We start from the raw sequence: 20,943 nt of genomic DNA on the forward strand, positions 1-20,943 counted from the left end.
ATATCCTCCTTGGGTGTATTTACAATACAATTCGCTTCCGTTCATGGGCAGATTGCAGGCAGGCGTCAATGACTTTCATGTTGTGAATGGCGTCCTCTGCGGAGTAGCGGAGAGGTTTGTTGTTCAAAATAGCTTCAGCCATGTGGTCGCCTTGTTCGCTGTATGCGTTTGCACGAGGAACCTCGATTTCTTTACGTCCTTCGCCGGTCGTTAAGAAGAAGTTCGCTCCGTCCTCAGGCAGGCTATAGGCGTAAGGGACTTCAATCAGGCCCTCCGTACCCACAATTTCAAGCGGGTTACGATAAGCCGCCCACATTCCGCAATCAAATGTCAGGGCTACATTGCCTTCAAATTCAATCAATCCGGATGCCATCATGTCGACATGGTCATGCTCAGGGGAGAAGAAAGCTTGAACAGTAACGGCTTCCGGTTCTTGACCCAGCAGGATGCGTGCGGCATTGATTGGATAACAGCCGATATCATAAATCGAACCGCCGCCCCAGTCTTTGCGAAAACGGACATTCCCGTGATTGGCGGAGCTGTTGAAGGTAAACGCGCTGCGTATGCCCCGAATGTCCCCGATGGCACCGGCGTCGATCATTTCCTTCATCAAGTCATACCGCGGGTGATAGCGGTACATAAAGGCTTCGGTCAGCACTACCCCGGCTTTAGCCGCTGCTTCTGCCATTTCAGCTGCTTCTGCTTCTGTCAACGCAAGGGGTTTTTCGCATAGAATGTGTTTACCGGCTTCCGCCGCACGGATGCTCCATTCTTTATGTAGATGGTTAGGGAGCGGAATATAGATAGCATCTATAGAAGAATCCTCGAGCAAGGACTCGTAACTGCCGTATGCAGTCGGAATATTCAGTTCCTCTGCCGTTTGCGCCGCCTTTGCCTGGTCGCGGCTCGCAATAGCAACGACATCATTGAGACGGGATTGCTGTAAACCAGGTATGACCGAGCGTTTGGCAATGCTGGCGCAGCCAAGGATTCCCCAACGAAGTTTTTGAGTCATGTTCATCAGCTCCTATGCAACTTATTAAGATTATATTGCGATTATAAAAGACAAGAATTAAAATTGATATAATATTATTTTGTAGTCTAATACAACAATATTGTCATTTGAGGAGTATTATGATGAAACGACAAAGTCATCTGTTAACCCTTCCGCAAATGCCATTCTTCTGCCTGCCCGAATCAGTAGGGATATACCGGGATGAACTGGACCATACCGTTACGCGGGCAGCCGGGTCTCTGAACAATTTTAATATTCATTATGTGGCTTCCGGTAAAGGGTATGTTGAAATCGAAAATGTAGTTCATACGCTTGGCCCAGGGGAAGCCGTGCTATATTTTCCTATGCAGGCTCAGCGTTATTACACCAGCGAGGACGATCCGTGGGATGTGCGGTGGTTCCACTTTTATGGCAGCGGTCTGCAGAACTATTTCATCGAACGTGGATTTCATAAAAGCCAGCTGTGGAGCATTCGGCAGCCGTCAGCCTTTGAGGAAGCGCACGAAGCGCTGTTATGTGAGGCGGAGACCCACCGGATGCTCAAGCCAGCGCAGCTGTCCACGCTAACGTATTCCTTGTTAGCCGTATTCGTGGAGCAGGCGTCCGCATTATCGGACAATAAATCGAACAACTCGGCCAACCGGATTCTTGAACTACTGCCGATCATGCAGCAGGAAGCGGCACAACCGTTTATTTTGGAGGAGTGGGCGGACAGACTTGGCGTCACCACCTACTATTTCTGCAAATTATTCCGCAATGTTATGGAGATGACCCCGATGGATTTTGTGACGCGCTGCCGTCTTCAGATGGCAAAGCAGTGGCTGCTCGACCATAAAGAAAAAACCATCGGACAAATTGCAGTGGAAGCGGGCTATCCGAGCGTCAGTTACTTTAACAAGCGATTTATGGAGCATGAAGGTATGACGCCATCTTCCTATCGTCGCTTATATGGGGTATAGTTATGGATATCACGTCGCCAGGTTAGGTGAGAACTCGACTTAGGTCCAGGTCCTATTCACACCTATAGTCGGTTATGGAAACGGCTTGCCTCTACTACAATGGAATTAACGAAGGATTTGACGAAATCCGGATTCAATGAAATATGTAATCAATGTATGTGGGGGAAAGCCAAATGTCCGATAACCAAAATATATATGTTCTACTGACCGATACGGGTACGATGTTTACCAAACTGATTAAACGAATTACTGCCGCGCCCTATAATCATGCTTCGCTGGCGCTGGACGAGAACTTGAATGAAGTGTTCAGCTTTGGGCGCAAATGCGCCAACAATCCCTGGGTTGGGGGATTTGTTGAGGAAGATGTATACGAAGGAACCTTCCGTCACTTTCCAGGTACGCGCTGCGCTCTGCTCCGACTGGAGGTCACAAGGGAGCAATTTGAGGCGGCAAGAAGCGTGATTCAAAATTATAAGGATGAAGAGGATGCTTACGGGTACAATCTCATCGGTATGTTTGGCGTGCTGATGGGACTTGATATTATGAGAGAAAGATCCTACTTCTGTTCACAATTCGTAGCGGAAGCGATGAAGCAAAGCAGAATCCATTTATGGAATCGCCCTTCCTCCGCAGTAACTCCGAATGATTTCTTTCAGCATCCGGCATTCGAAGTTATTTATGAAGGTATGTTATATGACTATCCATTGCTTGATCAATCCAGGTTGGCTGGATTCCAATACCCGTTCCAAACGGCTTCAAGTTGAGTTGACTTTTGAGTTGATTTGTTGCATATCGAACCATAACTTCTGCCCTCGGCAGAAGTTATTTTTGTATGGTGCGATTCTTGAAGTCGTCATTTTAATTGCGCATTTGCTCGTGCAATGATAGACTCGATTTTTTGTTCGTGACTGTAAATGCTTTTCTTTTTCATCAAGATCTGACCGGAGAGCGTCAGCAGCCTGGAAAGGGTATCTCTGGTTCTGGCCGATTCATTCGCCTTTACTGCTGCTTTGAAATTTTTCCACTCGGTTGTCATCAGTTTATTTGGCGTTGAGATTGCGCTTTTATCGCCCTTGATCTTGCTTTTGTAGGAATCAATCTCGGACAGGATAGAGCGGACCTTTGCCGCTTTGGAAGTTTTCTCTTTCTTGGCTGCCGTAAGTGCCGCCTGCTTATTTCGGATATCCTCACGTCCCAGGGTAACCAGGATCTTCATGCCACCGGCCTGTGACTGCAACATCTTGGAGAGCGTTTTGTCTTTGAGTTTCTTAGCAACGGCGATTTGCTTATTGAGAGCGGTATAGGTATTAAACAGCGGCTGGTACTTGGTTTTGGCTGCTTGGAGCTGATCCTCCAGCTTGCGGATTTTGTCCTTATCGATTTCGCTGATTCTTTTGCGGGTTTCCGAAGTTTTGGATTCATTGGCATAACGAAGGGAAGAGATTCGATCATCCCAATCCATCGCTTGCTTTCGTTCCGATTTAAAATTATCGTACTGATTGATGAGTTTGGTACGTACGGTTCCACCGGCCCGGTCCGCCGTGGCATTCAATTGGGCTTGGACCGCATCGGTGAACTCGATCGCAGCTGCATTCGCGAGAGGCATGGGGATGAAAGTGAGAAATAGTGCCATAACAAGGGATGAGGTCAGTAATCTTCTAAACATAAACATCGCTCCTTAACATAACGAATAATCATCATGAGCGGCAGTCGCATCATGACAGGATGGCCGGACTCACGACAAAAAGCACCCGTTAGAAAGGCGCATTCAACGCCAGACTTACGGGTGCTTCCTTCGTAAGAGCTCCGATTCACTTTTTGTAAATATACAGGTGAATTTTGGTTTTGTCAAACGCTTATTCCCCTGAAATGAGCGAAAATCCTCCAAGAATGGTCATCCAAGCCTCCAAATCTCCCTCCCATGTAGGCCCTTTCGGTATTTGCTTGATGAGCACCCGATCCGAGAAAGAAGGAAGAGTAACAATACTTGGACTGCTGCTAATCATGACAAATAAGAGGGTTACGTTCGGATTGGAGTAAGTTTCGCGAATAACCTGATCAATCGTCTCAGCATCCTTTTTATGCGGGATGATCCGCACGAGCAGCGTCTTTTGTTCAGAATTCAAGCAGCGGTTAAAGCGTTCGATTCTTCGATCCAGCCGTTCGCGAAAAGCGGGGTAGTCATATAGCGGCTGCTCCTCCGGGTTGTTCTTGAAATCATGGAAGGATAAACAGGAGGATCGTTTGTCGCGTACATAATAACAGTTCACGGATTTACCATAAATGTCCAGGTTATCCCGGAGCATGAAATCACTGATTTGATGTTTAATCACTTTGCAAAATTCACGGGTCGAAGCGAAGTTGAACCAGTCCCACGGACCTGCTGCATGACGCAGCTTGTTTCTTCTTAGCTGGGCGGCAACTTGACAGTTGTGACCCAGACTGAAAATGGCATCAAACTCCATAGGGGTTGTCATGCTACCAGACCTCCTTGAATCTATCATTGGATATCATATGCAAATTGATAGAGTTGGTATGGAGTAGTGACCAAGGAAAGATGTGGGAGAGCTTAGCCACCGTTTAAGCTTAACGGTAGAAGGGAGTGAAACTTTGAGAGAAGGGGAATATTTAGGCGCCTTCTAAAGGTGCAAACAACATGTGAATCCTCATCTGCTACTATACCAATGTATTTTTCGTCTTCCTTATCCGTATGTTATATTAAAATCAGAATATTCAAAGGAGGATTATTGCATGCGGCAAAAAAGATGGATTTGGGTACAAAATTTGAAGGAAATCGCATCATTGACCCTATAAACTGCGTATTCCCCTAAATTTATGGGGGCAACTACCAAGTGGAAGAGATTACTCAACCAAGTCAAAAATTACGGATCACAAATTTGAAAGGCGCGTTTGCCTGGCTGGGATTTTTGGTGTTTTTCAGCGTTTTGAATGAAACGGTGTTTAATGTGGCACTGCCGGATATCGCCAGGCAATTTCATGTGGAGCCATCGACAGCCAATTGGGTCAATACAGGCTTTATGCTGTCGTTTGCCATAGGTTCGTTTGTGTACGGAAAAATATCGGATCTGTACGGGATCAAAAAAATGCTCATTATAGGCATCGTAACGTACGGCAGTGGGTCTATGCTGGGAATAGCGGCACATGCCTATTTACCTGCTGTGATTGCAGCAAGATTTATTCAGGGGGCGGGAGCCTCTGCCATTCCTGCGCTGGTCATGGTCATGATTGTGCGTTATTTCGATGCAAATCATCGCGGAAGAGCTTTTGGTCTTATAGGATCGCTGGTCGCAACGGGCGAAGGAATCGGGCCTGTCATCGGAGGCGTTGTTGCCCATTATGTGCACTGGTCCGTGTTGTTTGTTTTTCCTCTTATGACTCTTGCAACGATTCCGTTCTTTTTAAAAGTGCTGCCGGATGAAACCGAACAGAAAGGGAACATTGATGTTACGGGAGCAGCTCTGCTCTCCATTGGCGTAGTGCTATTTACCTTGTTTACGACCAATGAACATTGGATGTATCTGGCTGGCTGTTTAGCAGCGCTCGTATTATTCGCCGCACGTATCAAGCGGGCCTCAAATCCATTTATCGAACCCTATTTATTCGTAAGGAAGAAGTTCATCGCCGGAACGATCTCGGGCTGCGTCATTTTGGGCATAGTAGCCGGATTTCTGTCCATGGTTCCTTATCTGATGAGAAGCGTCCATCATTTGTCTACGGACATGATTGGCGCGGGTATTATATTTCCTGGTGCCATGAGCGTCATGCTGTTTGGCATGTTAGGGGGTTTACTCGTCGATAAGAAAGGTCATCATTTTGTGTTCTATATAGGAGCCTTGATGATTATCGGTGGTTTTTTAACCATGGCTATGCTGGCGGATCAATCACCTTGGATTGTAACAGCTATGCTGATTTTTGTGTTTGGAGGCCTTTCTTTTGTGAAGACGGTGATTTCAACCGTTGTTTCCAATTCTCTGGAAGAGAAAGAAGCGGGAGCAGGGATGGGAATGCTTAATTTTGCATGCTTCTTATCGGAAGGGATCGGAGTCGCAATTGTAGGAGGTTTGCTTTCCAGACGATTGCTGGATTTTCCGCTTCTTCCGATGTTATGGAATGCTGAGGCAGACTTGTACAGCAACTTGCTACTTCTGTTTTCGTTGGTTATCGTAGCTGGAAGTATGATCTATACATTGGCTTTTATCGGAAAAAGAAGCAGCCAAATCTAACGCCTAGAAGCACATATGTGATCCAAATCCCGCTCTCTCTTGTAACAACGGAGAGAGCGGGATTTTTGGGTAACAAGCCTTTTATACGTCATGGTTAGCTGCCACTTCTGTATTGACTAACTCACGGATAACACCTATATTGTACGAATAATAAATGGAAGGAGTTGTATTATTTAAAGAAAAACTGCATTCCAGTCTAATTTGCTGCCAGAACTAAATATTGGGGGAGAGCAATGAGGCGTAAACGAACCAATTCTCGCTTATTCTATCAATTTCTACTGTCGCATGTACTGATTTTTGCCATACCGTTCATCATACTTAGCAGTGTCGTGTATTATAATGCGGTCGTACGATTCAAAAGTGAAATTGAGGCATCCAATGTATACAAGCTGAACCAGGTTAAGAATACGTTCGACTTATTGGCACGCGGTCTGGACAACACGGCCTCAAGGATTTCGATTGACTCCGAATTGACTCCATTCGTAGTGAAGAGCGGGAAATACAAGGAAATTGAAGCGGTAGATGAGCTGGGCAAATATAAGGCAAATAATACGATAGTCGATGAAGTCGCACTTTATTTTCATGGGGATGAGCGGCTGTATACTTCGTCCGGAATCAACTCATTCGATACATTTGCAAAGCGTGTATACGGATTTAGTGACCTGGACGGGATTCGCCTGGACGAGGAAATGAGCCGACTTCAGATCCCAGAAATCCGTCGTATCCAGACTACGGTCACGGGCAGCAGCCAACAGCAAAACGTGCTGATGTATATGTTCCCGATTCCACGCAATAGCCAAGCGCCTTACGGCACGGTTAGCTTCTTCATTCGTGAATCGATGCTGACCGACCTGGTTGGTCCTATTTTAGGGGACTTTAATGGTAGCGTTTACATTTTGGATTCCAAGGACAGCATTCTGGCTTCAAGAAGCCATGAGAACGACCTGACAGAACAGGAAGCTAAACAGTTACTAGTTTCCAAGACCCAGGATGGCATTCATGATGCCAAGCTAGGCGGCGAACATTATTCTCTAATGCAGGCTAAATCAAAATGGACGGGTTGGTCTTATGTCATCGTTATGCCAACCGACCAGTTTTTGGGAAGGGTACTGGAAATGCGGACCTTTGTATTGCTCATTTGTGGTGCAGTTGTCGCCTTCGGGATTCTGATCGCCGTCCTGCTCTCGACTAGACAATATCGTCCGATCCGGAACATTGCAGACTATGTACGGACTTTACAAGTATGGACGCATGGAAACGATAACCGCCGCCATAATGAGCTCGACTTGATCCGCGATTCCGTTCAGGCTACGCGCGAACTGATGAAGAGAATTGATGAACAGCGTCCGATTGTGCGTGAGCAGTTTTTCGTCCGACTGATATTAGGTTTGATCAAGGATGAGGAGGAGACGATAGCTTTTTTGTCTCGGGAAAATTTGTCGCTTCCCGAAGAGAACTGCTTTGTGACCGTTATCCCGATGGACGGGAGTGAGTATATATCCACGCAGAACCGGGAAGAGCTGCTGCGGCTGCTGTCCGAGATATCCATGACGGATGCAGTTGGGTATGGAGTGGAACTCATACCAGATCAGTCCCTCGCCATCCTGATTAGCACGGGCTGCAACGAATCATGTCTGCGCCATGTCCAAGAGGAAATTGCAGGCGAAATTGCTCGGCTGTTCGAGCACTGCTGCGGGTTTCGGCCAACGGTGGGCGTGGGCAGCCCGGTATCCGGGCTGATTCATGCGAATCGGTCTTACATTGAAGCTTCAGCTGCTATGGAGCAAAGTGGTCGGATTCACAAAGGGGAGATCGTATATTTCGCTGATATGTCCGAATGGCAGGAAGGCAGTGAATGGTACCCGATCGAAGAGCAAATCCGCCTTGTGCAAAGCATGAAGCAGGGAAACAATGCAGCAGCCAAAACCGCGCTGGTTAACATCGTGCACGATTTAGAAGGAAAAGAAGTATCCTTGTTTTACTTCCGCTGTATGAGTTTTGATCTGATCAACACGTTCCTTAGAACGATGAATGAACTGAAACTGAGTATTCCTCAAGAGTATCGGAGCCATTTGGCGGAATTTACGACCTTGAAACAACTGGATGCGGGGATGACCGGACTCATTGACCTCATATGCGATTATGTGCAGGCCAATAAAGAAAGCAAGAACACCGCCATGGGAGCAGAGATTTTCCAATACATTGAGCAGCACTACCAGGAATATGACCTGAATTTGGAGAAAATCGCCGATCACTTCCAGATGTCCATTTCCTATTTCAGCCGTTACATGAAGGACCAGACGGGTTATACGTTCACTGAATATGTTACCCATCTTCGCATGGAGGAGGTCAAACGGCTGTTAAAGCACAGCGATCTGGCGATTAAAGATATTGTTGCCAGCGTTGGCTATTCGGACGTCTCCAATTTTATGCGCAAATTTAAAAATACAGAAGGTATAACGCTTGGGCAATACCGGAAACTGTATTCGTGAGTACAAAGCGGTAAATCTTCGTATAAACTTTCGATAAAACGCGTGTTTCTACTCGAAATTTTCGATTCGAGAGAACGCGCTTTTTTTGTCCATTAGCTTGGGGTCAGGGGAGAGGTAATCCTTAATAAGGAGGGCTGATACAGAATTGTAAAGAATCGACAAGCCACAGCAAGAATAACAAATTTACACGAATCCGCCTTGTCATGGCAGGCAATGTAAAAAGGAACAACCCCAGAACAATATCTACAGATTTACGATTACATCTTCGAACAGATAGCATGAGATTTATTAACTGTGGTTCACAAGTTCAATTTGGGAAAGGGGTTGGTTGGTTCATGACAGCCAAGACACTGCTTGCTACCAAAAGTGCGGAACGCGGGCTCAGGAAAAGCAGATGGAAGACGGTTCTCAAAAATTGGGAGTTGTATATATTCGTTCTGCCCACGATGGCCTATTTTATTGTATTTCATTATTTCCCGCTGTATGGCCTGCAGATTGCCTTCAGGGATTATGCCCCCAGTTCGGGGATATGGAACAGCCCATGGGTTGGTCTTGAGCATTTAAGGCGTTTTTTCGATTCTTATTATTTTTGGGATCTGATCGGGAACACGGTTGGCATCAGCTTGTATGAAATGATCGTTGGGTTTCCGATCCCGATTATAATCGCGTTAGCGCTTAATGAGCTGAAGAACGGGGCGTTCAAGAAGTGGGTGCAGACCGTAACGTATGCGCCTCACTTTATATCCGTCGTCGTTATGAGCGGCATGATTATCGCCTTTCTATCTCCGGGAACAGGTTTAGTCAATTTGGCCATCAAGGCTTTGGGTGGAGAACCTGTACAATTTCTGGGCGAACCGGGCTGGTTCAAGTCTGTGTTTGTACTCTCCGGTGTATGGCAAAGTATGGGCTGGGGGACGATTATTTACCTGGCGGCGCTGGCTGGAGTCGATCCCCAGCAGCATGAAGCGGCGATGATTGACGGAGCCACCCGGATGAAGCGCATATGGCATATCAATCTTCCGAGCATCCTGCCTACGATGGTGATCTTGCTCATTCTGAACGTAGGGAGCTTTATGTCCGTCGGGTTTGAAAAAGTATTCCTGCTGCAAAATCCACTGAATTTGGAGTCGTCAGACGTTATCTCCACATACGTATACCGAAGCGGGCTTGTGCAAGGCCAGTTCAGCTTCTCGGCTGCGATTGGCTTGTTTAACTCGGTCATTAATTTCATATTGCTGCTTACCGTTAACCGGATCGCCAAGAGAGTAAACGAGACAAGTCTATGGTAAAGGAAGGTGGATAACAACCATGAAAAGGAAACTTAGATCGGACAGAGTGTTCGAAATCATCAATTTCATATTTCTGTTCTTCATCCTGATCATCGTCTTATACCCGCTCGTATACGTTATCAGCGCTTCTATCAGTGATCCTGTCTATGTGAATCAGGGGACGATGTGGCTTTATCCCAGAGGCATTACGTTTGAAGGGTATCAGCGGGTGTTTCAAAATCCGGAGATTTGGTCCGGTTACAGAAACACGATTTTGTATACGGTTGCAGGAACAGCCATCAACCTGCTGTTTACCGTTCCAGGAGCCTATGCGCTCTCCCGCAAAGATTTGAAAGGCCGCGGGATTATGATGGGTTTGATCGTGTTCACGATGTTTTTCGGAGGCGGACTGATTCCATCCTTCCTGCTCGTCAGCTGGCTTGGAATGCTGAACACCGTGTGGGCGCTGCTGATTCCTAATGCAGTTGCAGTCTATAACCTGATTATTTGCCGCACATTTTTTCAAACCAATATTCCGAAAGAGCTCCAGGAATCCGCCGAAATCGATGGCTGCTCCAATACCGTTCTGTTTTTGAAAATTGTGCTTCCGCTCTCTGCTCCGATCATCGCGGTCATGGCCCTTTATTATGGGGTGACTCACTGGAACAGTTACTTTAGTGCGATCATTTACTTGAAGGACCGCAGCTTGTATCCGCTTCAATTAATATTGCGTGAAATCCTCGTACAGAATCAGATGAACGATACGATGCTGATGACTGGAGACGACATGGAAGCGATGGCCAAACAGGCCCGGATTGCCGACATCATCAAGTATGCCGTCATGATCGTGTCCAGCTTGCCGATTATCGTCATCTATCCGTTTATGCAGCGCTTTTTCATGAAAGGTGTGCTGATTGGCTCCGTCAAGGGTTAACGGGACATCTGGAATTTCACAATGATCAACAATATAAGCTCATAGAGAGGGGAAATAAAGAAATGAAAAAATGGTTAAAAGGCAGTTTCTGTATCATTATTAGCAGCGCAATTCTGTTAGCCGGGTGCAGCACAGGCAATAAAACGAATCATGCTGGGAATGAAAGTGGGGGAGAACCGAAAAACTTCAATACTAGCGGCTACCCGATTGTAGGTGAGAAAATCACGTTGACGATGATGGGGGCGAAAGCGGCCATTCACGGGCCTTGGGAGGACATGGTATTATTTAAGGAAATGGAAGAAATGACAAATATCCATTTTAATTTCAATACACCTCCAGCAGCTAACTATCAAGAGGCTAAGAATTTGGCGTTCGCAAGCCAGCAATTGCCGGATGTGTTTTTCAACGCTGGTCTTACACCTGACGATGAAGTTACATACGGCAGCCAAGGTTATCTGGTTCCGCTGGAAGGATTGATCGAGGAGTATGCGCCGAATTTCAATAAACTCATGAAGGATAATCCGGATATCAAAAAGTCGATCACCACCGTGGACGGGCATATCTACTCCCTTCCGCTCATTATCGATGAGCCTCGTGCGTTCGTTCCGAGCAGATTGTGGCTGAACGGGGACTGGATGGAGAGTTTGGGGATTACAACGGAGCCAACGACTACGGATGAACTGTATGAGCTGCTGAAGCGGTTCAAGAACGAAGACCCCAACAAGAACGGCAAAAATGACGAAATTCCGATATCCAGTGAGAAACTGGGAGGCTTCCAGAGCGTGCTGCTGCCAGCATTCGGCTTGCTTGGCCGTGAAGTGGAGGTAAAGGACGGGAAGGTCCGCTTTAATCCGGTGCAGGATCAGTACAAGGAATATCTCGCTTACTTAAACAAACTGTTCACAGAGAAGCTGATGGATGAGGAAACCTTTGTACAGACGTCCCAGCAAATGACGGCCAAAGGCAATTCGAACCAAATCGGTGCTTTCCCACATTCATCTCCAGATCTCGTCCTGAAGGTGGATAAACCGGAAGACAATTTGAAGCACCCCATGCTTGGGACGCTGACCAGTCCGGTCAACAGCGAGAAGCTGGCGATGAAATCATCGAAAATTCGCCGCGGTACATTCGCGATTACGAGTCAGAATAAGTATCCTGAGGCAACGATGCGGTGGGTCGATTATTTGTACTCCTCCGAAGGCAGCAAGCTCGGGATTTACGGAAACAGCATCAAATGGCTGGATGACGCCAAAACGAAGTGGGAGTTCGATTTTCCTGAAGGAATGAACAGTGAGGAATATCGGGCGAAGTTAACCCCGGACTGTGGCGGACAGCTGCCATTGATCAAGGAAAGAAAATTTGACGCTATGCGTGATAACGGCAAAGGGCCGGATTATAACAAAATGGTGGACGAGAAGTTGAACCCTTATGCGGTTCAGGCATACCCCGATGTGTATTTCAGCAATGATGAGCAAAAAAGGCTGAATATCATTAAGACGGACATTAAAACCTATGTCGATCAAATGGAAGCGAAGTTTGTTGTTGGCCAGGAGCCGCTCACGAAGTGGGACGATTATGTGAAGATGATTAACAAGATGGGTCTGGATGAAATGCTGAAGATCTATCAGGATGCCTATGACCGCTGGAACAAGTCGGAATAATTAGGATGAAGAACCGTGATTCATGATTTTATTTCAGGTTAATTTATTTAGTGTCACGGAAGTATTTCCATACCGGATTGGCTACCATAAGGCTAGTCGAGTGCGATCGGCACCCGCATTATAAAATGACTACCATTCTGGAGGGATAAACATATTTCACTATACGGTAGAAACGGATAAGTCAGTAGACGATGCCATTGCTGCATTGGAACAAGCGTTGGCCGAAGAAAAGTTCGGAGTGCTATGGCGATTCAGCATTCAAGACAAATTGAATGAGAAGGGCATCGAGTTTGATCAGAAGTACGAAATACTGGAGGTATGCAATCCGGTTGAGGCGAAAAAAGTGTTGAGGGAGAATGACTTGGCCGGGTATTTCCTGCCTTGTAAAACCGCCGTTTATGAGTTGGAAGGGGGAACGAAGATCGGGCTCCCGAGACCCACGGCGCTTATTGGCATGGTGGAGAATGAATCCTTTGAATCCCTGCGGGGCATTGCCCAGGATGTGGAGAAACGGCTTATCGCTTGTATCGATAATAGCAAATAAATTCTCGCATTTGGCGTGAGTGAAAAAGGATGCTGGCACGTTTGTGCTCTGAACGATCAAGTTGATTACATCCATGGCATTTTACAGAAGAGGCCACCTTCTAAAGGCTCTGACAGAAGGTGAAGCCTCTTCTGCTTCTATATAAAGGGTTACAACCTGCAGGCTCACATGTTGCTCCATTTATCAGCGGTTTACGGTCTTTTCCTGTGGCGTACATTCGTTGACAGAACACGGGTCTGGTGGTATCCTCCAATCAAAGACGGGGTTTATCCGGATCAAAATAAATCAATCCGTATTTGTCCCCTTGGCGAGGGAGTGAGCTCTCCCAAGCGGAACGGTTACGGCAGCCATTTCTAAATACCGTAAGCCTTTAAGCTCTTCGCATGAAGAGTTTTTTTTCTTTTATATTACAACGAAAAGAATGTGATGACAGATGTTGGTTCGATTACGAACCCAAATGAACGGCTTGCTTCAACAGCATTTATCCGGGGAGTCGATGGACTACCGGCAGATTTTCGCTTTATTTTTCCCGATATTGATCGACCAGGCATTCATCATCGGGTTGAACCTGGTCAATACGGCCATGATCAGTTCTTCGGGCGTATCGGCGGTCAGCGCCGTGAACATGGTGGACTCCCTGAACATCTTCCTGATCAATGTGTTCGTAGCGGTGGCAACCGGGGGCACCGTCGTTGTCGCGCAGTATAAGGGAAGCGGCAATGCCTTGATGGTATCCCGCGCTTCTGCGGCCACCGTTACATCGGTGGCGATGATCGCTTTAGCGATCGCGCTGCTGATCATTGGGCTTCACCAGCCGGTGCTGAATCTGCTATTCGGCTCAGCGTCACCCGAGGTGCTGGAGAGTGCGCGGGTTTATCTGATCGGAAGCAGTACTTCCTTCATCGGAATTGCCATCGTGCAGGCCGTTTGCGGCGCGCTGCGGGGGATCGGCAAAACCCGCGCATCACTGGCGTTGTCGTTGATCATGAACCTGCTCTACGTTCTGCTGAACATCGTTTTCATCACCCTGCTGAATATGGGCGTTATGGGCATGACGTTGGCCATTAACATCGCCCGGTTTGCCGGTGCGGCCTGCGCGCTCTACTATCTGTTCAGAGTGGATGCCACGCTGCATATCCGCCTGCGGGATTTGTTTCACTTCCCTGTATCCATGCTGCGCAAAATTATGTTTATCGGACTTCCGTTTGCAGCTGAGCAGATGTTTTTTAACGGGGGAAAGCTCTTAACTCAAGTGTTTATTGTCAGCTTGGGTACGTACGCCATTGCAACGAATGCGATCGGGTCTTCGCTTGCGGCCGTTTTCCAAATTCCAGCCAGTGCGTTGTCCTTAACAATTGTGACCGTCGTCGGTCAATGCATCGGCCGTGGAAATATAGCGGATGCCCGGAAGTTCATCAAATCTTTTCTATGGCTGGGTGCAATCTCGCTGGCCTTGATGGGTTTGATTTTGATGCCGCTCTACCGGCCGCTGGTTGGGTTGTTCAACCCGCCTCCGGAAATCGTGAACGATCTGTTCGTGGTACTGTTGATCAACACCCTCGTTCAGGTTCCGCTGTGGTCGATAAGCTTTATCCTGCCATCTGCATTGCGTGCGGCAGGAGACTCGCGTTTTACCTCGATCACTTCGATGCTGACCATGTGGCTGTTCAGGGTGATTCTCGGTTATATTATGGGGATTGTTCTGGGCTGGAGCATTCTCGGCGTATGGCTGGCCATGAACTGTGAATGGGGCGTGCGGGGAGCGGTCTTCCTATGGCGCTTCCGCGGCAAGAAATGGTATGCGCACAAGCTGATTTAAGCTATTATCTATTTCATATAAAGCAGAAAAGCCCCGGATTTTCCGGGGCTTTTTGCATGTTGTTTTTTTATTGCATGCAGTATGTCCATCGATTCCAGACCGATTTAGTTAGGAAGGACTATGATGGCTTATAAACCGCTGCGTACGTTTTCCAGCCGCCGTCCAGGTTCTTAACGCTGAATCCATGCTCGTTCAAAATACGCGCCGCCAAATATCCACGCAGCCCAACCTGGCAGGTAACGTACAGGGTTTCATTCTCTGGCAATTCCTTCAGCCGGTTGCGGAGGTCGTTCAACGGAATGTTGATGGAACCTGGGATATAACCGGCTTCTCTTTCCTTAGGCTCACGGACGTCGATCAAGGTTGCACCGTTTCCTACCAGATCGTCGATCTCGTCCCATTGTACGGCTTCAACCAAGCCATCCAGCATGTTGGATGCGACATATCCTGCATAGTTGACAGGGTCCTTGGCAGAGGAATAGGGGGGAGCGTAGGAAAGCTCCAGCTCCGTCAAGTCCCACACGCTGAGATTCCCCTTGATCGCTGTCGCAATCACATCGATACGTTTATCCACGCCATCTGCTCCAACGGCTTGTGCGCCATAGATTTGTCCAGTTTCCGGATGGAATAACAGCTTTAATGATATCGAATACGCCCCGGGGTAGTATCCGGCATGTGACGAAGGATGAATGTGGATAACCTGGTAAGGTGCATTCATCTGCTTGAGGCGTTTTTCATTGGCACCTGTCGCAGCAACCGTCAGATCAAAGATTTTGGCGATTGAGGAACCGAGTGTGCCTTTGTAACGGTTGTTTTTTCCATAAATATGATCTGCAACAAGGCGTCCCTGCCGGTTGGTAGGACCTGCGAGCGGAATGATCGTGGGACTCTGAAGGATGAAATCCCTCACCTCGATCGCATCTCCGATGGCATAGATGTTCGGATCAGCCGTCTGCAAATACTCGTTCACTCGAATCCCCCCGCGATCATTGACAGGAAGAGCTGCATCTACCGCCAGTACATTCTCGGGACGAACACCAATAGAAAGCAAAATCATATCGGTTGTTATTTGTTTCCCGCTGGAAAGTTCAATTCGTTGTCCGCCGTCATGGAATGCCCGAACACCATCCTCAAGTATTAAACGGACTCCTTTTTCTTTAAGATGCGAATGGACGATAGCAGCCATCTCGTAGTCGAGAGGAGCCATAACCTGATTAGCCATTTCAATGACAGTCACCTGAATGCCGCGATCGGCCAGATTCTCCGCCATCTCAAGTCCGATAAACCCGCCGCCAACAACAACGGCTTCCTTGGGGTTGTCATTATCTACAAATTGTTTGATTCGGTCCGTGTCCGGGATATTGCGCAATGTGAATACGTTGCGAGATTCCGACAGGCCGGGAATATCCGGCACAATCGGCTTCGCTCCGGGCGACAGGATCAGGTAATCATAACTCTCCGTGTAGGTTTCTCCGGTTTTAAGGTTTTTAATCGTAACCATCTTCTCATCACGCTGAATGGACGTAACTTCACTTAGATTCCGTATATCCAGCTGATATCGGCTGCTGAGGCCGGGTACGGTTTGAACCATTAGTTTATTGCGATCCTGTATAGTTTCTCCTATATAATAGGGCAGGCCGCAGTTGGCAAACGAAATATATTCACCGCGTTCTACTAAAATAATGGTAGAGCTCTCATCCAATCTCCGTAGTCTGGCTGCTGCCGAGGCCCCTCCAGCTACGCCGCCGACAATGACGATTTTTTTGCTCATGGTCTATTCCTCCCTGAATTGGCGTATATTATGAATTGAATTTGTATACCCTATGGGGTATCATAACATATAGCAGCCATGCTGTGTGTGACAAATATCAAACAGGATAAAACAAGCGGTGAACAGACTAGTCGTTATGGATATGTGGCATCTTGCTCTTGACAATATACCCATAGGGGTATATATTGATATCATGTAAAACAATATGAATTCTAGGTTAAATATAATAACAAAGTATATGGACAGGAGGGATTCGAGATGAATTACAATGATCAGATGAAGAATCGGGTGAAACGCATCGAAGGTCAGCTGCGCGGCATCCTGAAGATGATGGAGGAGAACAAAGATTGCAAGGACATCATAACCCAGCTGTCGGCAACTCGGTCGGCTATAGATCGGACGATAGGCGTCGTAGTCAGCTCAAACCTTGTCGAGTGCGTACAGAAAGCCGAAGAGAGCGGGCAGGACACAGAGAAGCTTGTGGTAGAAGCGGTAAATCTGCTCGTAAGAAGCAGATAATCGAAGGACCTAACGCTTTGATCCATATCAAGATGGAAACTACAACATGATTGACACGACATTCAATATCATTTAATATACCCCTATGGGTATTTAATTTATAATAAATATTTTTTCATCACTTCTAAGGAGGAATTATAGTGAACGCGGATAAAGTATTGGATGCAACAGGCTTGGCATGTCCTATGCCAATCGTGAAAACGAAGAAAGAGATGAAGGATATGGAACCAGGTCAAGTGCTTGAGATTCATACGACCGATCAAGGCGCCAAGAGCGATCTGGCCGCATGGGCCAAGTCGACAGGCAATGAATTGCTGGATCATCAAGAGGACGGCGGTGTGTTAAAATTTTGGGTTAAAAAGGGCTAAATTTTTTAAGTTCCATTATACCCATGGGGGTAAGGGTAAGCCAATTTCATTAATCATTTCACAGGGGGAGATCATAACGTGACAGAACCAAAAAAGACAACGATCGTATTATTTAGCGGCGATTATGATAAAGCCATGGCTGCCTATATCATCGCAAACGGCGCTGCCGCGTATGACCATGAGGTAACGATATTCCACACCTTCTGGGGGTTGAACGCACTGCGTAAGGAAGAGGATGTGCTGCTGCCTAAGAAAAAGAGTTTTATGGAGAAAATGTTCGGGAAAATGATGCCGCGCGGGTCCGATAAAATGGGACTCTCCAAAATGAATTTTGCCGGAATGGGTCCCAAAATGATTAAGGGTGTGATTAAGAAGCACAATGCCGTTCCGCTGCCGCAATTGATTGAGATGGCACAGGAGCAAGACGTGAAGCTGGTCGCATGCACCATGACGATGGATCTGTTAGGTTTGCAAAAGGAAGAATTGCTTGACGGCATTGAGTACGCGGGTGTTGCGGCGTATTTGGGTGATGCCCAGAATGGCAATGTGAACTTGTTTATCTAATGGAATAGAGGCGATTATGCCTCTATAAAGAGAGAAATTCAAGATGAATATACTCAATATCATGTTCATTGCACTCATTGTCCTGTTTTTCGTATGGAGAACTCTCCCGGCCAAGGGAGTCAGACAAATTACCGCGTCACAGCTGAAGCATGAGCTGAAGGACACAAACAAACAGTTCATTGATGTCCGTACACCGGGTGAATTCAAGGGAAATCACATTCGGGGTTTTCGAAATATTCCGCTGGATCAGCTTCTGCAGTGCAGCGATTCGCTTTCCAAGGATCAGGAAGTCGTATTGATCTGCCAGAGTGGTATGCGAAGCAATAAAGCCAGCAAATCTTTGAGGAAGTCAGGTTTTGAGAAGGTGACCAATGTCAAAGGCGGCATGAGTGCCTGGTCCTAAATTTGTAATAGGGAGTTGTTTATCAGCATGAGAGAGATTTCTCCAAAAGCAGTTGAGCAGAAGCTGAATGATGGGGTTATTATGAATATTATCGATGTGCGAGAAACGGAAGAAGTCGCAGAAGGGAAAATTCCGGGCGCCATCAACATTCCGCTGGGTTTGATTGAATTTCGCAAACAGGATCTTGATCCATCAAAGGAATATGTCATGGTTTGCCGATCCGGTGGCCGCAGCGGCCGGGCAACGGAATACTTGGAGGGTCAAGGCTATCAAGTTGTCAACATGACGGGCGGCATGCTTGCATGGGAAGGCAAAACAGAGTAGCTGTGTTCACATTTGAGAAAGAATAGGTGTGTTTGGAGCACCTTTTTTTTGAAATAAAATATACCCCAGGTGGTATATGAAAAATAATGCGATGGAGGTTCGATATTATATGACAGCAATTGAATCCAATGTAAAGCTTGACGCAAAAGGGCTGGCATGCCCGATGCCCATCGTCCGCACGAAAAAAGTGATGAAGGATCTGGAAGCGGGTCAAGTGCTGGAGGTTGAGGCAACCGACAAAGGGTCCAAGGCCGACATGAAGGCATGGGCTGAAAGCACAGGACACCAATATCTCGGAACGATTGAAGAGGGTGATGTTCTGAAGCACTATTTGCGCAAAGCTTCCGGCGAAGAAACGACAGAACGAACCTATCCGCATGTAGCGGATCATGCTCAGTTGGAGGAGAAACTGCAGTCCGGCGCGCCAATCGTTGTTCTAGATGTGAGAGAAGCGGCGGAATTTGCCTTTGAGCATATTCCGAATGCGGTATCCATGCCGCTTGGTGAACTGGATAAACGTATGGATGAGCTGAACAAACAGGATGAGATCTACGTCATCTGTCGTACCGGAACCCGCAGTGACATGGCAGCCCAGAAGCTTGCAGCTAACGGCTTTACAGGCATTGTGAACGTCGTGCCGGGCATGAGCGGTTGGGATGGACAAACGAAGAGCTTGAACGATTGATCTAATGGTTAAGAAGCCCGCCTGTTTAAAGCATGCTGCGTGATTCCGAGCTTTAAAACGCAGGTTGAAGCATTTATAGATGATTACTGAACTTACAAGGAGGAATAACAACATGACAGTAAGAGAAATGAAAGCACAAGAGGTGGCCATGAAGGCGATTCAGAAAGAGAGCCTGTTCATATTGGACGTAAGGAACCCTTCGGATTTCGAAGATTGGAAGATTGAAGGCGAACGAATTCAGCATTTGAATATCCCTTACTTTGATTTGATTGACGGGGTGGAAGATATTCTGGATCGGATTCCGTCCGATCAAGAAGTACTCGTAGTATGCGCCAAGGAAGGATCGTCGGTGATGGTGGCTGAGATGTTGGCCGAGCACGGCCGGAATGTCGCGTACTTGAAAGGCGGAATGAAAGCCTGGAGTGAACACCTTGTACCACTGAAAGTCGGCAACTTGGCAGACGGCGGCACGCTTTATCAGTTCGTTCGAATAGGAAAAGGCTGCTTGTCTTATATGGCGGTATCGAACGGGGAAGCAGCATTGTTTGACCCAACCCGCATGACGGAGGTTTATCTTGAATTTGCTGAGAGCATTGATGCAGAAATTAAACATGTGTTTGATACCCATCTGCATGCGGACCATATTTCCGGTGGTCGAATGATTGCCAAGCAGACGGGGGCAGTTTACTGGCTTCCGCCGAAGGATGCCGGCGAGGTTGTGTATAAGTACGAACCGCTGGAGGATGGTAACGAGGTGATGATTGGCAGCACAAGAATCCGTATTGAAGCGCTCCATTCCCCGGGGCATACCATCGGCTCCACTTCGTTTGTTATCGATGATCAGTACCTGCTGACAGGCGATATTTTGTTTATCGATTCTATTGGCCGCCCGGACCTGGCTGGTCTTGCACAGGATTGGGTTAGCGATTTGCGGGAGACGCTTTATGCCCGTTATACCGAATTATCGGATGATTTGATCGTGCTGCCAGCCCATTTTATGATCATGGAAGAACTGAATGAGGACGGAACGGTTGCGAAGAAACTTGGGGAACTTTACCGGGAAAACCATGGTCTGAATATAACCGATGAAGCAGAGTTCCGAACGATCGTAACGAAGAATCTGCCGCCACAGCCTAATAGCTATCAGGAAATCCGTCAAACGAACATGGGGAAATTGAATCCTGACACGGACCAGCAGCGCGAGATGGAGATCGGACCGAATCGGTGTGCGGTGCGTTAATTCTGACCAGACCATCCGTTCTTTATAGATGGATTAACAAAATATGCACGAAGGATGCTCAGTTCAGAAGTCAGAACAAGATGGAGCCTGGAACAACACAGATTATAAAGAGAAGGGGAACCATAAGGGTTCC

General features: G+C 47.2%; 20 protein-coding genes. 16 read left to right on the plus strand and 4 right to left on the minus strand.

The window, feature by feature from the left end:
- Positions 1-19: 19 nt before the first annotated feature.
- Positions 20-1,015, minus strand: a complete 996-nt coding sequence (locus AB4124_RS22310; protein WP_441974218.1) for a Gfo/Idh/MocA family protein — start codon at positions 1,013-1,015, stop codon at positions 20-22.
- A gap of 122 nt (positions 1,016-1,137) precedes the next feature.
- On the opposite strand from AB4124_RS22310, the gene AB4124_RS22315 reads away from it, so the two are divergent.
- Complete coding sequence (locus tag AB4124_RS22315; protein ID WP_339272273.1) at positions 1,138-1,974, plus strand: helix-turn-helix transcriptional regulator; 837 nt, start codon at positions 1,138-1,140, stop codon at positions 1,972-1,974.
- Positions 1,975-2,147: 173 nt separating this feature from the next.
- Positions 2,148-2,738, plus strand: coding sequence for a hypothetical protein (locus tag AB4124_RS22320; RefSeq protein WP_213645061.1), 591 nt, complete (start codon positions 2,148-2,150; stop codon positions 2,736-2,738).
- An 89-nt stretch (positions 2,739-2,827) separates the two neighbouring features.
- On the opposite strand, the gene AB4124_RS22325 is transcribed toward AB4124_RS22320, so the two are convergent.
- Both AB4124_RS22325 and AB4124_RS22330 read right to left on the minus strand, forming a co-directional pair.
- Positions 2,828-3,640, minus strand: coding sequence for a hypothetical protein (locus tag AB4124_RS22325; RefSeq protein WP_441974219.1), 813 nt, complete (start codon positions 3,638-3,640; stop codon positions 2,828-2,830).
- Positions 3,641-3,830: 190 nt separating this feature from the next.
- Entirely contained in the window at positions 3,831-4,451 is a 621-nt protein-coding gene (locus AB4124_RS22330) for a DUF1796 family putative cysteine peptidase (RefSeq protein WP_076321054.1), read from the minus strand.
- 411 nt (positions 4,452-4,862) lie between these two features.
- On the opposite strand from AB4124_RS22330, the gene AB4124_RS22335 reads away from it, so the two are divergent.
- The 7 genes from AB4124_RS22335 (at position 4,863) to AB4124_RS22365 (ending at position 14,936) form a co-directional block, all read left to right on the plus strand.
- The gene (locus tag AB4124_RS22335) at positions 4,863-6,218 is read left to right on the plus strand and encodes an MFS transporter (RefSeq protein ID WP_441974330.1); all 1,356 of its coding nucleotides are present in this window, start codon (positions 4,863-4,865) and stop codon (positions 6,216-6,218) included.
- A gap of 233 nt (positions 6,219-6,451) precedes the next feature.
- A complete protein-coding gene (locus tag AB4124_RS22340; RefSeq protein ID WP_441974220.1) occupies positions 6,452-8,710 on the plus strand; it encodes a helix-turn-helix domain-containing protein in 2,259 nt (752 codons plus the stop codon).
- A gap of 335 nt (positions 8,711-9,045) precedes the next feature.
- Entirely contained in the window at positions 9,046-9,999 is a 954-nt protein-coding gene (locus AB4124_RS22345) for an ABC transporter permease (protein WP_441974221.1), read from the plus strand.
- A gap of 10 nt (positions 10,000-10,009) precedes the next feature.
- Positions 10,010-10,912: a carbohydrate ABC transporter permease gene (locus AB4124_RS22350; RefSeq protein WP_076321084.1), complete on the plus strand. Its 903-nt coding sequence runs from the start codon at positions 10,010-10,012 to the stop codon at positions 10,910-10,912.
- Between the two features lie 62 nt (positions 10,913-10,974).
- Positions 10,975-12,573 (plus strand): extracellular solute-binding protein, encoded by a 1,599-nt coding sequence (locus tag AB4124_RS22355; protein WP_430130047.1) that lies wholly within the window; start codon positions 10,975-10,977, stop codon positions 12,571-12,573.
- A 151-nt stretch (positions 12,574-12,724) separates the two neighbouring features.
- Positions 12,725-13,117, plus strand: coding sequence for a DUF302 domain-containing protein (locus AB4124_RS22360; RefSeq protein ID WP_441974331.1), 393 nt, complete (start codon positions 12,725-12,727; stop codon positions 13,115-13,117).
- Between the two features lie 433 nt (positions 13,118-13,550).
- Positions 13,551-14,936: an MATE family efflux transporter gene (locus tag AB4124_RS22365; protein WP_339293029.1), complete on the plus strand. Its 1,386-nt coding sequence runs from the start codon at positions 13,551-13,553 to the stop codon at positions 14,934-14,936.
- A gap of 118 nt (positions 14,937-15,054) precedes the next feature.
- Here the strand turns inward: AB4124_RS22365 and AB4124_RS22370 are convergent, their stop codons facing one another.
- Complete coding sequence (locus AB4124_RS22370) at positions 15,055-16,707, minus strand: CoA-disulfide reductase (RefSeq protein ID WP_441974222.1); 1,653 nt, start codon at positions 16,705-16,707, stop codon at positions 15,055-15,057.
- A 258-nt stretch (positions 16,708-16,965) separates the two neighbouring features.
- On the opposite strand from AB4124_RS22370, the gene AB4124_RS22375 reads away from it, so the two are divergent.
- The 7 genes from AB4124_RS22375 (at position 16,966) to AB4124_RS22405 (ending at position 20,810) form a co-directional block, all read left to right on the plus strand.
- The gene (locus AB4124_RS22375; protein WP_441974223.1) at positions 16,966-17,226 is read left to right on the plus strand and encodes a metal-sensitive transcriptional regulator; all 261 of its coding nucleotides are present in this window, start codon (positions 16,966-16,968) and stop codon (positions 17,224-17,226) included.
- A 140-nt stretch (positions 17,227-17,366) separates the two neighbouring features.
- Positions 17,367-17,594: a sulfurtransferase TusA family protein gene (locus AB4124_RS22380; protein WP_076321090.1), complete on the plus strand. Its 228-nt coding sequence runs from the start codon at positions 17,367-17,369 to the stop codon at positions 17,592-17,594.
- 78 nt (positions 17,595-17,672) lie between these two features.
- Complete coding sequence (locus AB4124_RS22385) at positions 17,673-18,158, plus strand: DsrE/DsrF/DrsH-like family protein (protein WP_076321091.1); 486 nt, start codon at positions 17,673-17,675, stop codon at positions 18,156-18,158.
- Positions 18,159-18,201: 43 nt separating this feature from the next.
- Entirely contained in the window at positions 18,202-18,561 is a 360-nt protein-coding gene (locus AB4124_RS22390) for a rhodanese-like domain-containing protein (protein WP_441974224.1), read from the plus strand.
- A gap of 27 nt (positions 18,562-18,588) precedes the next feature.
- Positions 18,589-18,885, plus strand: a complete 297-nt coding sequence (locus AB4124_RS22395) for a rhodanese-like domain-containing protein (RefSeq protein WP_441974225.1) — start codon at positions 18,589-18,591, stop codon at positions 18,883-18,885.
- 109 nt (positions 18,886-18,994) lie between these two features.
- Positions 18,995-19,570 (plus strand): sulfurtransferase TusA family protein, encoded by a 576-nt coding sequence (locus AB4124_RS22400; protein WP_441974226.1) that lies wholly within the window; start codon positions 18,995-18,997, stop codon positions 19,568-19,570.
- Positions 19,571-19,682: 112 nt separating this feature from the next.
- Positions 19,683-20,810, plus strand: coding sequence for an MBL fold metallo-hydrolase (locus AB4124_RS22405; RefSeq protein ID WP_441974227.1), 1,128 nt, complete (start codon positions 19,683-19,685; stop codon positions 20,808-20,810).
- Positions 20,811-20,943 lie beyond the last annotated feature (133 nt).

The organism is Paenibacillus sp. 2KB_20 (assembly GCF_052115765.1).
GTDB lineage: Bacteria > Bacillota > Bacilli > Paenibacillales > Paenibacillaceae > Paenibacillus_AQ.

Excerpts from the sequence above, each read along its gene's own strand:
- AB4124_RS22310 (WP_441974218.1), bottom strand. The coding sequence starts at position 1,015 with ATGACTCAAAAACTTCGTTGGGGAATCCTTGGCTGCGCCAGCATTGCC.
- AB4124_RS22315 (WP_339272273.1), top strand. The coding sequence starts at position 1,138 with ATGAAACGACAAAGTCATCTGTTAACCCTTCCGCAAATGCCATTCTTC.
- AB4124_RS22320 (WP_213645061.1), top strand. The coding sequence starts at position 2,148 with ATGTCCGATAACCAAAATATATATGTTCTACTGACCGATACGGGTACG.
- AB4124_RS22325 (WP_441974219.1), bottom strand. The coding sequence starts at position 3,640 with ATGTTTAGAAGATTACTGACCTCATCCCTTGTTATGGCACTATTTCTC.
- AB4124_RS22330 (WP_076321054.1), bottom strand. The coding sequence starts at position 4,451 with ATGACAACCCCTATGGAGTTTGATGCCATTTTCAGTCTGGGTCACAAC.
- AB4124_RS22340 (WP_441974220.1), top strand. The coding sequence starts at position 6,452 with ATGAGGCGTAAACGAACCAATTCTCGCTTATTCTATCAATTTCTACTG.
- AB4124_RS22345 (WP_441974221.1), top strand. The coding sequence starts at position 9,046 with ATGACAGCCAAGACACTGCTTGCTACCAAAAGTGCGGAACGCGGGCTC.
- AB4124_RS22355 (WP_430130047.1), top strand. The coding sequence starts at position 10,975 with ATGAAAAAATGGTTAAAAGGCAGTTTCTGTATCATTATTAGCAGCGCA.
- AB4124_RS22365 (WP_339293029.1), top strand. The coding sequence starts at position 13,551 with ATGTTGGTTCGATTACGAACCCAAATGAACGGCTTGCTTCAACAGCAT.
- AB4124_RS22370 (WP_441974222.1), bottom strand. The coding sequence starts at position 16,707 with ATGAGCAAAAAAATCGTCATTGTCGGCGGCGTAGCTGGAGGGGCCTCG.
- AB4124_RS22375 (WP_441974223.1), top strand. The coding sequence starts at position 16,966 with ATGAATTACAATGATCAGATGAAGAATCGGGTGAAACGCATCGAAGGT.
- AB4124_RS22390 (WP_441974224.1), top strand. The coding sequence starts at position 18,202 with ATGAATATACTCAATATCATGTTCATTGCACTCATTGTCCTGTTTTTC.
- AB4124_RS22395 (WP_441974225.1), top strand. The coding sequence starts at position 18,589 with ATGAGAGAGATTTCTCCAAAAGCAGTTGAGCAGAAGCTGAATGATGGG.
- AB4124_RS22400 (WP_441974226.1), top strand. The coding sequence starts at position 18,995 with ATGACAGCAATTGAATCCAATGTAAAGCTTGACGCAAAAGGGCTGGCA.
- AB4124_RS22405 (WP_441974227.1), top strand. The coding sequence starts at position 19,683 with ATGACAGTAAGAGAAATGAAAGCACAAGAGGTGGCCATGAAGGCGATT.